The organism is Roseburia sp. (assembly GCF_041325975.1).
Classification (GTDB): domain Bacteria; phylum Bacillota; class Clostridia; order Lachnospirales; family Lachnospiraceae; genus Roseburia; species Roseburia rectibacter.
In genome coordinates this window covers 330,422-345,640 of the sequence record NZ_JBGLEJ010000004.1, presented here as the reverse complement: position 1 = coordinate 345,640, position 15,219 = coordinate 330,422, and the positions used below count along the sequence as shown (strand labels likewise).

14 protein-coding genes and 3 pseudogenes are annotated in these 15,219 nt (G+C 38.5%); 15 read left to right on the top strand and 2 right to left on the bottom strand.

Going from position 1 to position 15,219, the window contains the following annotated elements:
* Window positions 1–104 precede the first annotated feature (104 nt).
* The 8 genes and pseudogenes from ACDD58_RS04925 (at window position 105) to ACDD58_RS04890 (ending at window position 4,994) form a co-directional block, all read left to right on the top strand.
* Window positions 105–734 carry an MBL fold metallo-hydrolase gene (locus ACDD58_RS04925; RefSeq protein ID WP_118210084.1) on the top strand — a complete coding sequence of 210 codons (630 nt, stop codon included), beginning with the start codon at window positions 105–107 and terminating at the stop codon, window positions 732–734.
* A 15-nt stretch (window positions 735–749) separates the two neighbouring features.
* Window positions 750–2,270 carry a coproporphyrinogen dehydrogenase HemZ gene (hemZ, locus tag ACDD58_RS04920; protein WP_117919852.1) on the top strand — a complete coding sequence of 507 codons (1,521 nt, stop codon included), beginning with the start codon at window positions 750–752 and terminating at the stop codon, window positions 2,268–2,270.
* Window positions 2,271–2,632: 362 nt separating this feature from the next.
* A pseudogene (locus tag ACDD58_RS04915) lies at window positions 2,633–2,758 on the top strand (helix-turn-helix domain-containing protein); the annotation flags it as partial.
* Between the two features lie 292 nt (window positions 2,759–3,050).
* On the top strand, window positions 3,051–3,230 hold the full coding sequence (locus tag ACDD58_RS04910; protein WP_117919850.1) for a hypothetical protein: 180 nt from the start codon (window positions 3,051–3,053) through the stop codon (window positions 3,228–3,230).
* Window positions 3,231–3,288: 58 nt separating this feature from the next.
* Window positions 3,289–3,438: pseudogene (locus ACDD58_RS04905) on the top strand (plasmid segregation actin-type ATPase ParM); the annotation flags it as partial.
* An 8-nt stretch (window positions 3,439–3,446) separates the two neighbouring features.
* Window positions 3,447–4,247, top strand: a complete 801-nt coding sequence (locus ACDD58_RS04900; protein WP_199654224.1) for a DUF6017 domain-containing protein — start codon at window positions 3,447–3,449, stop codon at window positions 4,245–4,247.
* Window positions 4,248–4,258: 11 nt separating this feature from the next.
* Complete coding sequence (locus ACDD58_RS04895) at window positions 4,259–4,555, top strand: hypothetical protein (RefSeq protein ID WP_055066640.1); 297 nt, start codon at window positions 4,259–4,261, stop codon at window positions 4,553–4,555.
* A 10-nt stretch (window positions 4,556–4,565) separates the two neighbouring features.
* Complete coding sequence (locus tag ACDD58_RS04890) at window positions 4,566–4,994, top strand: hypothetical protein (protein WP_117919844.1); 429 nt, start codon at window positions 4,566–4,568, stop codon at window positions 4,992–4,994.
* A 47-nt stretch (window positions 4,995–5,041) separates the two neighbouring features.
* Here the strand turns inward: ACDD58_RS04890 and ACDD58_RS04885 are convergent, their stop codons facing one another.
* A complete protein-coding gene (locus tag ACDD58_RS04885; protein ID WP_117919842.1) occupies window positions 5,042–6,352 on the bottom strand; it encodes an MATE family efflux transporter in 1,311 nt (436 codons plus the stop codon).
* A gap of 272 nt (window positions 6,353–6,624) precedes the next feature.
* Here ACDD58_RS04885 and ACDD58_RS04880 point away from each other — a divergent pair, with 272 nt between their 5' ends.
* Window positions 6,625–7,965, top strand: coding sequence for an MATE family efflux transporter (locus tag ACDD58_RS04880; protein ID WP_117919840.1), 1,341 nt, complete (start codon window positions 6,625–6,627; stop codon window positions 7,963–7,965).
* A 183-nt stretch (window positions 7,966–8,148) separates the two neighbouring features.
* Here the strand turns inward: ACDD58_RS04880 and ACDD58_RS04875 are convergent.
* Window positions 8,149–9,233: pseudogene (locus ACDD58_RS04875) on the bottom strand (transposase); the annotation flags it as partial.
* A gap of 231 nt (window positions 9,234–9,464) precedes the next feature.
* Here ACDD58_RS04875 and ACDD58_RS04870 point away from each other — a divergent pair.
* The 6 genes from ACDD58_RS04870 to ACDD58_RS04845 all read left to right on the top strand — a co-directional run bounded on the left by ACDD58_RS04870 (window position 9,465) and on the right by ACDD58_RS04845 (window position 15,072).
* Entirely contained in the window at window positions 9,465–9,599 is a 135-nt protein-coding gene (locus tag ACDD58_RS04870; protein ID WP_117594046.1) for a DNA cytosine methyltransferase, read from the top strand.
* Window positions 9,600–9,734: 135 nt separating this feature from the next.
* Entirely contained in the window at window positions 9,735–10,712 is a 978-nt protein-coding gene (gene bsh, locus ACDD58_RS04865; RefSeq protein WP_005347230.1) for a choloylglycine hydrolase, read from the top strand.
* A 38-nt stretch (window positions 10,713–10,750) separates the two neighbouring features.
* Entirely contained in the window at window positions 10,751–11,431 is a 681-nt protein-coding gene (locus ACDD58_RS04860) for a GTP pyrophosphokinase family protein (RefSeq protein ID WP_117525961.1), read from the top strand.
* Window positions 11,432–11,466: 35 nt separating this feature from the next.
* Complete coding sequence (cls, locus tag ACDD58_RS04855; protein ID WP_270414589.1) at window positions 11,467–13,026, top strand: cardiolipin synthase; 1,560 nt, start codon at window positions 11,467–11,469, stop codon at window positions 13,024–13,026.
* A gap of 254 nt (window positions 13,027–13,280) precedes the next feature.
* On the top strand, window positions 13,281–14,645 hold the full coding sequence (locus ACDD58_RS04850) for a citrate/2-methylcitrate synthase (RefSeq protein WP_172679323.1): 1,365 nt from the start codon (window positions 13,281–13,283) through the stop codon (window positions 14,643–14,645).
* Window position 14,646: 1 nt separating this feature from the next.
* Window positions 14,647–15,072, top strand: a complete 426-nt coding sequence (locus ACDD58_RS04845) for a MarR family winged helix-turn-helix transcriptional regulator (RefSeq protein ID WP_117919838.1) — start codon at window positions 14,647–14,649, stop codon at window positions 15,070–15,072.
* Window positions 15,073–15,219: the final 147 nt, after the last annotated feature.

Sequence of the window (15,219 nt, the reverse complement as noted above, 5' to 3'; positions counted from 1 at the left end):
AAGAACTGGTTGTCAGAAGGTTGTGGGAAACATGAGCCGCATCCAGATGGGCAGCCAGTTTTTCTGTAAAGAAAAAGATTTTGTCAGACAGGAAAGGGGAAAATATGGCACCACTGAAAGTAGAACAATATGTAGTTGGTCCGGTACAGACAAACTGTTATTTTGCGGTCAATGATGACACGAAAGAAGTTTTGATTATTGATCCGGGGGCAAGTGCTGATAAACTTGCAGAAAAGATACGGCAGGAAAATCTGACTCCTGTGGCAATCCTGCTGACACATGGACATTTTGACCATGCGGGTGGAGCAGAGGAACTTGCAAAGCATTTTGATATTAAAATATATGCTGAAGAACATGAGAAAGAGACATTAGATACACCGTCTCTTAACTTAAGTGGCTGGGAAGGCGTACAGAAAACTTATCATGCGGATATTTTCCTGAAAGATGAGCAGGAGATCGACCTTGCCGGTTTTCATATCCGTGTATTTCATACGCCGGGACATACGGTGGGGGGATGCTGTTATTATTTCCCTTATCAGAATGTTGTATTTTCCGGAGATACACTCTTTTGCACATCGGTAGGCCGTACTGATTTTCCAAAGGGCAGTGCAGCACAGATCATCCGCTCCATTAAGGAGAAACTTCTGCCGCTTCCGGATGAAACGACCGTGTACACCGGACACAATGATATTACAACGATTGGGACAGAGCGGATGTATAATCCGTATCTGTAAGTGAGAGGTTTTGGGATGATAGAAGTTTTATTAAATAAACCGGAATTTGAATATGATATTCATTCTCTGATCAAGGCATTTTTCCCGGAACAGTATGTGGGTGTGTCGGCAGAAAAAAAAGAATATGATGAAAAAATCGATATCCGCATGCAGGTAAACTACGGGGAAGATACGATTCAGATCACATGGCAGGAGATCGTGCATGCAAATGAGGATGCGCAGGCAAATGAAAAACCGGGTCAGGAAGAAGTAAAAGAGATACCGGATGAGACAATTCAGGTAGATTTTTCGGATCGCGTGCGGACGAAAAATCAGCTGAAGCAGATGCTGTACCGTATGCTCTGTGATTATACGAAACGAACACTTCCATGGGGAAACCTGACCGGAATCCGTCCAACGAAGATTCCTATGAAATTGCTGGAGGAAGGAAAAAGCCGGGAGGAGATCTACCGGTATATGAAGGATACCTATTTTGCTTCCGATGAGAAGATTGAACTTGCAACCGATATTGCAGAACGAGAAAATGCGATCTTAAAGAAAATTGATTATGACAACGGATACAGTCTTTATATCGGAATCCCGTTCTGTCCGACGACCTGCCTGTACTGCTCGTTTACATCATATCCGCTTGTAAGCTGGAAGAACCGTGTGGATGCTTATTTAGATGCACTGGAAAAAGAGATTGATTATACGGCGGCAAAGTTTTATCACAAGCATTTAAATTCCATTTATATCGGTGGCGGAACGCCGACAACATTAGAGCCTTATCAGTTAGACCGTCTGATCCGTAAAATTAAATGTAGTTTTGATTTGTCAGACTGCCTTGAGTTTACTGTGGAAGCCGGCAGACCGGACAGCATCACAAGAGAAAAATTAGAGGTGCTGCGCAAATGGGGAATCACACGAATTTCCATCAATCCGCAGACCATGCAGCAGAGAACGCTCGACCTGATCGGAAGGCGCCATTCGGTAGAACAGACTGTGGAAAGTTTTAAGATCGCAAGAGAACTTGGATTTGATGATATTAATATGGATCTCATTATGGGACTGCCGGAAGAATCTTTAGAGGATGTACGCGATACATTAGAGCAGATCATGCAGTTAAAACCGGACAATCTGACTGTTCACTCTCTGGCACTAAAACGCGCGGCGCGCTTAAATATGTTCAAGGAAGACTATAAAGATTATAAGATGGTCAACACGCAGGAACATATGGACCTGACCGCTTCCTATGCGAAGAAGATGGACCTGTTCCCTTATTATCTGTACCGCCAGAAGGGAATGGCGGGAAACCTTGAGAATGTCGGTTATGCGAAAGAAGGAAAAGCGGGAGTTTATAATATTCTGATCATGGAAGAGAAACAGACCATCGTAGCTTGCGGAGCCGGAGCTTCCACAAAACGTGTCTGGACAGAACCAAATCCGGATGGCACACATCGGATCGAACGATGCGAGAATGTCAAGGATGTCGGGCAGTATATCGAGAGAATTGATGAGATGATTGAGCGGAAGCAGAAACTTTTTGCAGAAGAATAAAAGGGTTTTTCTTCCTGAAATAGTACATCAAAAAATTGGTCAGTGAACGACCATATAAACGCAAATTGAGACATGGAGAAGCGGTAAGGATGATTATAAATGGTGAATGTGGAGCGTTTTCTATGAAACTGATTCAATGCTTTCTGGCTGCTGCTATGCAAAAAGAGTGGGTGCAGAAAGTAGAAACGGATACGGAAGCGTAATAGGATGCAACCTGGGTAATGGGAAAACAGAGAAATAGTATCTTATCATTTTTTTTATGAAATTGGATGAGATTCTGCCTATATAATACGATTCTACCATTAAGGGGTGTACTTTTTGGGACAAAATAGATACTATAATTCTGAAAGGGGGAAGTATTTATGGACCTTGTGAAAATCGGAAGCTATATTGCAGAAAAAAGAAAAAAACTTGGTATGACTCAAAAACAGCTTGTTGAGAAACTGGGTAAGAGTGATAAGTCAGTTTCCAAATGGGAACGTGGTGTTTGAGTTATAATAGGACCAAGTTAGATGAAACCCAGTAAAATCAAGGGGTTATGCCTAATTTAGTCCTTATTTTTATACCATTTTAGCGGTAAAGATAGGGCAGCGCTGCAATATTAAACCGAAAATCCAAGTCAGTATCACAGATGTCCGCAATCAGTCTGAGAGTGAATCTGTGTGCTTAGATTAGGTACAATTTTATATCAAAAACATTTAGTGAGGACTAAATTAGCACTTGAGATGGAATACTCCATCAGCTGGTTTGGTCCTCTTTTTATTTGAGAGGAGTGGTCGAATGGGCAAGGTGTTAATTTGGTTCGTAATCATTATTAGTATAGTGGTTCTTTACTGTCTTATGAAAGTTAAGGCAGAGAGTGATGAACTGTATGAGGAATTAATGAAAAAACATTTTTATGGCAGGTCTGATGATATTCCTGCATCTGACAAAACCGAGCACTTGAAAGGGTGTGGGTAATTATATGAAATTTTGCAAAACAATAATGCAGACAATACAGAAAAGGAGTGAAAGGAACATGAATAACAAGTTAGAAGTAATCGGCATTGATCATGGCTGGTCAATGATGAAAACAATCTCTCAGGTATTTGTCACAGGAGTTAAGGAGATTACAACAACTCCGGCACTTTTCGGCGATGTACTTGAGTATGAAGGAAAGTTGACGAAGAAAACAAGGTGTACATTATCTATCAGATCACGGAGATACAGAGTGACTTGGGATTCTCTAAGAAAAAAGCAATGGATTATCTCACAGAATTGGAGAAAATCGGACTGATTGAAAAGAAAAAGAGAGGCTTTGGATTGCCGAACATTATATATGTTAAGAGCTTTATGGCACATCAGAGTAGTCAAAGAAGTAATGAAATGGGAACTTCACAGGAAAAAGATGTGGTACATAGAAGTATCGAAATGGGAACTCCTGAGGTGATGAATAAGCACCTCAGAGGTGCCGAAACAGATACCTCAGAAGTGCCCAAAAACGGACTGCAAGAGGTTCCCAAAACGGTACCGCTATATAATAAGACTTATATGAATTATAATAATCAGAGTAATATCACATCGAATCATATCAAATCAGATGGCGATAGGATTCGATGTGATCAAAAAGAACAGACAATCAATGCTTATGCTGAACTGGTAAAGAAAAATATTGATTTTGATGTTTTACTGCATACATATAGCAGAGAGCAGGATCTGGTAGAAGAAATATATCAGTTGATTCTGGAGACCGTTCAAACTGAAAAGGATATGATACGGATCGCCGGCGAATATTATCCGGCAGGCTTTGTGAAGGGAAAATTACTGAAACTGAATTATTCGCATATCGAGTATGTGCTGGAGTGCATGGATAAAAATACTACGAAAGTCAGAAACATAAAACAATATTTGCTGGCTGCTTTATTTAATGCACCATCAACGATTGGAAGTTATTATAAAGCAGCGGTAAATCACGACATGCCACAGTACGCAAACTGAAGGAGGTACTTATGATTGTTTTAAGAATGGCAGGAAAAATTTTATTGTTACCGGTGTGGTTATTATTAGCCACTGCCCATTTACTGGTAAAGATCGTAGTTGAAATCTACTGCATCGGCAAAGGGATTGTCAATCTCATTCTGGGTTTTATGCTGATTGGAACACTGCTCTGGTACAGACAATGGGAGCGGTTTGCTTTACTTGCAGTTGCCAGTGGTATCTTGCTGTTCTTTCTGTGGATCGGAGTGTTTATGGAAGTTATACTGGAATCAGCACAACACAAAATTGGAAAATGGATTATTAAGTGAGGAAACTATTATGGAAAAAGAATATATTCAGCTACCAGCATTAAAAAGAGATCTGGATCCAGATGTTGTAAAGGTTTTATGGGCGTTTATTCAATTACCTGAGGAATACCAAGCACGCTATCAGGAGCAATATGAATTGTTAAATCAGAGGAAAGAAGAAGCAGACAGGCAATTACAGGAGAATATCGAAAAGATTGATGCAGACGCAATTCATTTATATGAAGAAACCATGCGGAGCATGATTCGTGATATTGTTCAGCAATCCTGTAACTTAGCTTGTTGGGTTCGTTATCATAAATATGATTTGGAAGAATCTCTGGAGGAGATGATAGACCAGCAGCCACATGCTGCAAAATATATTATTGCAATGAATATACTTATGGATGACGCAGAGGGAAGCGAAAGTCCATTTGAGGGAAACAGTTTTATGACATCATAATTAAGGAAATCACAATCAATAGTGGAGCTGTCGGTAAATAACGTTTTTTACATATTTCCCGACAGCCCCATTCTTTTTCTTCTGTCTTTATATGCCAGAAACAGAATCGTCAGAAACGTAACTGTCTCCGCTGCAAGAAGAGAGATCCAGATTCCATTTAATCCGAATAATTTCGCAAGTATAACTGCGCAGATAACAATAGCAACAATTCCTCTCAGGAATGATCCCACAATCGCGATTTTCGGTTCATCTACTGCTGAGAAATATGCCACCAGTACAACATTGATTCCTGCAACTATAAATCCAAGGAAATACAGACGCAGTCCTGTATGTGCATAATTCAATAACTGAACATTGTTTTCACTGTTGAAAATGCTGATTAGCGGGTCAGTTGCTGTCCAGATGATCAATTGGATCAATGCTTCTACTGCAAGACATACGAGCAGGCTCCATTTCAGAAGTTTTTTTACCTGAGTAGGCTGACCTTTTCCGTAGCTTTCACTGATCAGAGGCTGTGCTCCCTGGGCCAGACCGTTGAAGATTGCAAATGCCACGATAGAAAGGTTTGCCACAACTCCATAGGCTGCTACACCTACATTTCCTGCAATTCCCAGGATCAGGAAGTTAAATACAATAGCGATCACACCGGAAGACAGTTCACCGACGAATGCGGAAACTCCTAGCTGACAGCAGGAAATCAGGTGTCTGAATGACGGTTTTTTCCAATGGAATCCTACATGGTTTCTGCTGCTTCTGTAGTGTATGGTACAGACGCTCATTGTTACGATCGGACAGATTGCAGTAGCCAGTCCGGCTCCGGAAAATCCCAGACCGACTGGGAACATGAATATATAATCAAATATAATGTTAAAGATACTTCCACTGATGGAACCGATCATTGCAATAGAAGGCGCCCCATCGTTTCTGGCAAATGCAGTAAATGTATAATTTGACATGAAGAATGGTGTTGCGATCAGAATAATTCTCACATAGTTTCGTCCAAGTCCGATCAGTCCGGCATCTGCACCCAGCAAAGCCAATGCTTTGTCCGGAATAAAAATTCCGATCAGCATAAATGGAACAGCAACCAGTATGCTCCAGGTTACTGACTGTACGAAATAATGTTCTGTATTTTCTCCTTTTGCCCTGCTTATGGCATACCTGGTAGCGGAACCAATCCCGATCATAGCCCCAATCGCATAGATCAGTCCATAAACCGGCAGGATCAAATTGAGAACTGCCAGTCCGTCAGCACCGGAATATACAGATATAAGGAAAGTATCTGCCAGAACATAAACGGAAATCCCGATCATTCCGGCAACACTCTGGGTTACATATTTAGTGAATCTTTTCAGCATAATTCATGTCTCCTTCCGTAAAGACTTGCCTTCTATTATATATCTGTATTTTAAAAAATAGCAATCAAAAACTCCTCTCAGGCGCTATGCATAATAATTTCAACAACATGCTGCTTATAGCAGGTATTGATAAATTTATATCATTCTGATGATATATTATATTTCATTTTTCACGTTAATGATGTAAAATTATCAATGTAAATATCAGGGCATATTCGAATAATCATTTCTAAACTTTTTCAAATATGCTCCGGAAAGGAACTTTTATACTAATGAAAACCAAGATTCAGGATATGACCTCCGGTTCACCGGGACGGTTGATCATTCTTTTTGCAATTCCCCTGATGCTGGGAAATATCTGTCAGCAGCTTTATACAATGGTGGATACCATGATTGTTGGTCAGGTTGCAGGTGTGGAGGCTCTTGCCGCACTGGGTGCTGTTGACTTTCTGATGTGGGTTGTCACAGGAATATCCACAGGACTCACTCAGGGATTTTCTATTCAACTCTCCCAGTATTATGGGGCAAAGGATTTCGAAAATCTGCGTAAATCTCTGGCTCACAGTTACCGGCTGACCGCATTCATCGCAGCCGGAGTATTGATTCTCAGCCAGTCATTTGCTTCGCTGGTATTAACAGGGCTGCATACACCTTCCAATATTATCGGAATGTCTCTGTTATATCTGCGCATCATTTTCTGTGGAATCCCCGCCACAGCAGCCTATAATATGTTTGCTTCTGCTCTAAGGGCTATGGGAAACAGTAAAACACCGCTGACCGCAATGATCATCGCATCTGTGCTGAATGTCTCACTGGACATCCTTTTTGTGGCAGGCTTCGGATGGGGTGTGGCAGGAGCAGCAATCGCAACTGTGATTGCACAGAGCTTCTCCGCTGTTTACTGTTTCCTGATTTTACGCAGAATTGATATCGTTCATCTGACCAGAGCAGATTTTATGCCTGCCTCCGGCATGAATGCCCGCCTGATGAAGCTTGGTATTCCTGTTGTATTTCAGAATATCATCATCGGTGTGGGCGGTCTGGTAGTCCAGTATGTGATCAATGGCTATGGTTTCCTTTTTGTAGCAGGATTTACAGCTACAAACAAGCTTTATGGTCTGCTGGAAATGGCTGCTATTTCCTATGGATATGCCATCGTTACCTATGTGGGTCAGAATCTGGGAGCCGGAAAGATTGACAGGATCAGAAAAGGCGTACGCAGCAGTATGCTGCTTTCCCTGCTTACCTCACTGATCATTTCTGCTGCCATGTTTTTATTTGGAAAAAATATTCTCTCACTTTTCATCTCAGGTGAACCGCAGCAGACACAGCAGGTATTGGCAATTGCTTTTAAATACCTTTCTATTATGGCTGCCATGCTCTGGGTTTTGTACTTCCTGTACGTGTACAGATCTGTACTTCAGGGGATGGGAGATACCTTAATGCCTATGGTAAGTGGTATGGCTGAATTTGTCATGCGTATCAGTGCTGCACTGATCCTTCCCCATTTTATCGGACAGGACGGTATTTTCTTTGCAGAGATTGCAGCATGGAGCGGAGCCACTGTGATCTTATGCATCAGCTATTATGTACGGATGCATAAATATCATTAAAACAAAACAGGGAGCTGTCGGTAAATAACGTTTTTTAGAGCTGACAGCACCAAACAAAAATATCCTGACAGTTACAGAGCTTTCTGGCTCTGCAACTTGTTCAGGATATTTTTATTTTGATAAATACTTTCTGTTTTTGGCCGCAAAAAATCCTTGTTTGGATTTTTTCAGCCGCATTTTTTTCTAGGCAGTTTTTCCTTCAAATTTTCTCAGTTTTTCGTATAAAAACGATGATATTTATTTATATTTCTTCCAATAGCATACAGCATGAATTCTTTATATACCTTATCTGCCGAACGGTAATTAAAACGCCGGAAGTTCTCATTTTCCTTGATATCTCCAAAATGTCCTTCCGTCTGAATGGAACGTGTCTGGCGTTTCAGGATCCCGCGTTCACTCTGGATATTGGCATGCGATCTTTCTTTCAGTTTCTCCCATTGTTCATTGATCTTCATGACTTTGTTCTTTTCGGCATCTTTTTCCGCATCATACTTATACAGACAACGCGCTTTATGTTCACATCCGCTGCAGTCTGCACAACCATATACCTCAAAGGTCTGTGTATATCCATCCTGCTCTTTGCTCTCTATCCTGAGATGCCGCAGTTCACGTCCGTCATGGCAGATATAGAACTGTTCATCTTCAAAGATCCCTGTCCTCATGTTGTAATATTTACTGATATCTTCTGAATAAGCGCGTGTTTTTCGCTTTTCATGATCCTGCAGTTTTATATAACTGGATATTTCATTCCGTTTTAAATAAAGCAGATTTTTTTCACTACAGTACCCGCTGTCCGCAGTTACTTCTTCCAGAATACTCCCGAAAGCATTCTTATGTTTTTCAAGGACCGGGATCAGGGTATTATAATCGGTGCGGTCGCTGCTTACATATCCATGTACGATATAATAATTCTCTACCGCGATCTGAACATTATATGCTGGCTTTAACTGTCCGTTCAGCATGTGATCTTCTTTCATACGCATAAAAGTCGCTTCCAGATCTGTTTTGGAATAACTGTTTCTGTCTTTTCCCATGATCTCAAAGCATTCTTTATATTCCATCAGTCGTTTTCCGCATTGTTCCAGTTCCTCATGCAGCTGTTGAAGTGCAGGTTTTCTTTTTCCTTTTCCGTAAACGAATTCGATTCCCTCGTTGTCTGCGATCATCGTGAGATTGTTCTGGAGTTTCCGTATTTCAAGCGGTGAACAGTTATCGATCTCTATAATACGGTTATTTGAAAGCTTTTTATGTTTTACAAGCTTTCGTTTCCAAAAGTGGGGAGGGTCCCGCTTTTGAGGCGAATGCCCGGCAGTGTATATACACTGCCTGTCCCTGCTATTCTTAGCTCTCAGGCATTAAATACAAAAATAATTCGGTAAGTTCATTCTCTTGCTGAACTAAGTTTTTAAAGTATACGTATGTTTGTGAAATGATAGATATCAAGAAAAAAGGATAAATTAAACTTGGCATAATTGTTTTATTGAAGGAGGGCCATTACAATGGCATTTTCATATATTGATATATTTGCTGGTGCAGGTGGCCTTTCAGAGGGCTTTCAAAGAAATGGCTATATACCAGTAGGTCAATTCATCCTAGCTATGGATACCTGGTTTGAAAAACTGATGGAGAAATAATCTAGGAAAATAGTTTAAAGTTTACATGTTATGATCATGTATGAAGTTGGAACAAAATAAAAGAATTGTGCTATAATATTGTTCAAGAAAAAAACTCATTGACATATTTCAATCTATTTAGGAGGATAAACGATCATGTGTACAGCAGCAACTTATAAAACAAAAGATTTTTACTTTGGACGAACCCTCGATTATGAATTCTCTTATGGTGATCAGATAGTAATTACACCACGTAATTATGCGTTTAATTTTCGCCATGTTGGCGATATGAAAAATCATTATGCAATTATTGGAATGGCTCATGTTGCAGAAGATTATCCTTTGTATTATGATGCTATGAATGAAAAAGGAGTGGCAATGGCAGGACTGAATTTTGTCGGAAATGCTGTTTATGCCGCGATTAAGCCAGATGTGGAAAATATTGCACAGTTTGAATTTATTCCGTGGATTTTAAGTCAGTGTTCTTCTTTAGTTGAAGTTCGCGAGCTTCTTGAACGAATTAATATTGTTAATACTCCTTTCAGCGAGCAATTACCATTAGCACAATTACACTGGATCATTTCTGATGAGAATGAGTCAATTACGGTAGAATCTATGTCAGATGGTTTGCATATTTATGACAATCCAGTAGGAGTGCTTACGAATAATCCGCCATTTCCACAGCAGATGTTTCAACTAAATAATTATATGTATTTATCTCCTAAACAGCCCAGAAATACTTTCTGCGAAAATTTGGCTCTTGATGCATATAGTAGAGGTATGGGAGGATTAGGTCTTCCGGGAGATCTCTCATCTTCCTCTCGCTTTGTACGTGTAGCTTTTACAAAGGTAAATGCAATTTCAGGTGAATCAGAGGAAGAAAGCGTTAGCCAATTCTTCCACATTCTCGGATCTGTGGATCAGCAACGAGGATGTTGCGAAGTAGCGGATGGAAAATATGAAATCACATTGTATACGTCGTGTTGTAATGTTACAAAAGGTATTTATTATTACAATACTTATGAAAACCATCAGATCAGTGCAGTAGATATGCATGTAGAAAATCTGGATAGTGATAAAATGATTTGTTATCCAGTAATTCAAGGAGAACGAATCAACTATCAAAATAAATAATGTTTTGAAATCAGGGATGAGGTAGAAAGGAAAGTTTCATGACAAAAGATGAAGTAAAAAAACTCAGGATGGCTAGTCCGGAATCACTACAGTTTTTAAATAATGCTACAAAATTTTATAATTTAATGATGATGTATCGTTGTGCTATTCGGGAGATACAAACTAAACTTGAGGTTTTGGATGATGAATTTTCAGTTGAGAACAATCGAAATCCTATTTCTTTTATAAAAACAAGAATTAAGCAGCCCAATAGTATTTACGATAAACTGCAGAAGATGGGATATGAATTTACAACAGAAAATATACAGACATATCTCAATGATGTAGCAGGCGTTCGAATAGTTTGTGCGTTTATTGACGATATTTATATGATATCAGATTTGATTACCCAACAGGATGATATTAAAGTTATTGAAATAAAAGATTATATAAAAAATCCAAAATCGAATGGTTATCGAAGCTATCATATGATTGTTGAAATACCAGTATTTTTTGCTAAGGGTAAAACACCTATGCGTGTAGAATTACAGATTCGAACCAATGGTATGGATTTCTGGGCAACATTGGAACATCAACTTCGCTATAAAAAAGGAATTGAAGAAATGCCTGGCTATGATGAGATAAGTGAAGAATTACTTCATTCTGCAAGAGCTATCATTGAAGCAGATAATGAAATGCAGAGAATAAAAGACAAAATTGGTATGTTCCACGAAATTTAGGGAGAAAACTGAGCAAATAGGAAGGTGGAATATATATGAAACAAGATACTTTAGAGGGCAAAGCAAAAACAAAAAATGGGGTAAAACGGCTGTGTTTTTCCATAATCTGCATTCTTCTAGAAGTGATTTTTATTATTACTATCGTAACACGCTTGAATGAATATGCAGAAATCATAAATTTATTTACAAGGATTTTGAGTGGGATCTTGGTTTTGGGATTGTACGCATCAAATAAGACATCCTCTATGAAAATGCCTTGGGTCATCTTAATTCTAATTTTCCCAATTATGGGTGTAGGCCTGTATTTGTTGATTGGTTTGAATGGTGGCACACATAAAATGCGTGAGCGATATGCAAAAATTGATAGCAAATTGTTACCAATGCTTCCGGACAGTCAGGAGTGTTTGAGCAGAATAAAAGAAACAATTCCGAAAGCAGGAAATATAGCAAGTTACATACAAAGAAATTCGCAGTATCCAATCTATCAGAATACGGATATTGTGTATTTTGATGAAGCAGTGAAAGGATTAGAGGCACAGCTTAAGGATTTGGAGAAAGCACAGAAGTTTATCTTTATGGAATATCATGCGATAGAAGACGCTGAAGCATGGCATAAGATTCAAGATGTTCTGGAAGAGCGAGTAAAAGCAGGTGTGGAAGTTAGAGTATTCTACGATGATATGGGTTCTATAGGCTTTATTAACACAGATTTTGTGAAAAAGATGGAGGCAATAGGAATTCATTGCCGTGTATTCAATCCGTTTATGCCAGGTTTAAATCTGTTTTTGAACAATCGTGATCATAGAAAAATAACAGTTATTGATGGAAAAGTCGGATTTACAGGTGGATATAATCTAGCAAACGAATATTTTAATTACACACACCCGTATGGACAGTGGAAAGATACAGGTATTCGTTTAGAAGGAGATGCTGTTCAGTCGCTTACGGTGACATTTTTGGAAATGTGGAATGCAGTAAGTGATAAGGATGCTAATGATTCTGATTTTAGTAAATACCTTTTCCACTATGATTATGCGGCACAGCAAACTGGGTTTGTTCAACCTTATGCAGACAGCCCTATGGATAATGAGCAAGTAGGAGAAGAAGTTTATATCAGTATGATAAATAAAGCTGAAAAATACTGTTGGTTTATGACTCCATATCTAATCATAACAGATGAAATGACGCATGCGTTATGTCTGGCTGCTAAGCGAGGGGTAGACGTAAGAATTATCACACCTGGTATCCCTGATAAAAAATTCATTTATAATATAACGCGTTCTTTTTATCATGGATTAGTTAAACATGGTGTTCGTGTTTATGAGTGGACTCCTGGTTTCTGTCATGCAAAAATGAGTGTGGCAGATGACTGTATGGCAACTTGTGGAACAATTAATCTGGATTATCGAAGTTTATATCACCATTTTGAAAACGGCTGTTTTATGGCAGATTGTCAGGCAGTTGTGGAAATAAAAAATGATCTGATAAGAACGATGGGAGAATGTCGTGATGTGACAGACCAATATCAAACCGGACGAAGTGCATATTTGCGACTGGGACAATTATTTATGAGATTATTTGCTGGATTGCTATAAGAATCTGATGAAACGACCTTTCAAAAAACAGTTGATTTAGAAGTTAACTGTTTTTGAAAGGCCGTTTTTGCTATATCTAACAGTCTGTTGTACAAAGAAGATTTTGCATGGATGAAAAAACAAACCTTGTTGAGGTTAAATTGAGTTTTCCATTGTATTGTATTGCTAATGAATAAGAATAAGAAAAAGAACAGACAATGCTGAATGCTCTGGAAACAAGAATATCTGAGTATAGTATGTAAGTTCGTAACAGAATGAAAGGAGCGATTCAAATGAGCAATTTGGAAAATTATATGAAACAGCAAGCAATTTTTTGTGAACAAAATGATAGCATTAGTAAGAATCTGTATTCAGAGTATGGTGTAAAAAGAGGCTTACGAGATGAAAAAGGCCAAGGTGTGTTGACGGGGCTTACAAATATTTCTGATATAAAAGCTTTTGAATATCGTGATGGAGTAAAGAGTCCATGTGATGGCGAGTTATCTTATCGTGGTTATAATATAAAAGATTTAGTAACAGGAAGTAAAGGAAAAAGGTTTGTCTTTGAAGAAGGAGCATATCTTCTTTTATTCGGAGAATTGCCAACTGATACACAGTTAATGGAATTTCAGGGAAGACTATCTGATTGTATGGAACTACCGACTAACTTTACCAGAGATGTCATTATGAAAGCACCTACATCAGATATTATGGGTTCTATGACTCGAAGTATTCTTACATTGGGCTCTTACGATAAGGAGAAAGAAAGTCTTGAAATTCCGAACGTGCTAAGGCAGAGTATGCAGTTGATCGCAGCATTTCCTATGTTAGCAGTATATGCATACCATGCTTATTGTCATTATGAAAAAAACGAAAGTATGTATATTCATAGACCTGAAAAAGATTTATCTATTGCTGAAAATTTCCTGCGCCTATTAAGACCAGATACAAAATTCACAGAACTGGAAGCAAGAGTACTGGATATAGCATTATTGTTACATATGGAACATGGTGGTGGTAACAATTCTACATTCACTACACGGGTAGTAACATCTTCAGGTTCAGATACTTATTCTGTTATTTCAGCAGCAATGTCATCCTTAAAAGGAAAAAAACATGGCGGTGCAAATCTGATGGTAATGAATATGATGGATGATATTAAAAGTCATGTGAAAGATTATGAAGACGAAGAGGAAATTGCATCATATCTGAGTAAGATTTTGAAGAAAGAGGCGTTTGATCAGAAAGGACTTATTTATGGAATGGGACATGCTGTATATTCTATTTCCGATCCGAGAGAAAGGGTGTTCAAAGGTTTTGTAGAACAACTCGCAAGGGATAAAGGACGTGAGAAAGATATGACCCTTTATAACAATATTGAGAAGATTGCACCTAAGTTGATTGCAAAGCAGCGTCAGATATTCAAAGGAGTAAGTCCTAATATAGATTTCTATAGTGGTTTTGTGTATGACATGTTGAATATTCCAAGAGAATTGTACACGCCATTATTTGCGATAGCAAGAATTGCTGGTTGGAGTGCACATCGCCTGGAAGAATTGATAACTACAGATAAGATCATTCGCCCGGCATATAAGAGTCTAGTCAGCAAAAAAGAATATATAGAAAGAGAGGAACGATAATATGGGAGCAGGAACCAGTGCAGAGGAGTTTTTTTTAAAGAGCATCAATGTTGAAAGTATATTTGAATTTGTTGAAAGAACAGATTATTTGTTCCTTTATAGTATAAAGGAATGTGTTGAAAAATCAGACTGTCATGAAGGAGTATATCTTTCAGAAGTGGCAGAATACATGAAATTATCGATTCCAGAAACATCTAAGATGGTAAAAAGTCTTGAAAATAAAGGATATATTATCTGGAAATTAGATGAAAAAAAAGAAAGAACGTACCTTGTTTTGACGAACAAGGCAATTGAATTAAGTAATTGTCAGAAACAAAAAATGATAGAAGCTTATGAAAAAATCATATCGAATATACAAGAAGATGACCTGGCAGTTACACGGTGTACATTGAGAAAAATCCGACAGCTTATGGAAGAAATAAAATAGTGATTAATACAACGGAGTAAGAAAAGCTCCTTCATATATTAGAATAAAAATATGACTGTTTCTTTAAAAAGAAGCCTGTCATATTTTTTTATGAAAAATAAATTTTGTTGAGGTTAAATTGAGATTGACTTTGTATTGTATCAGTAT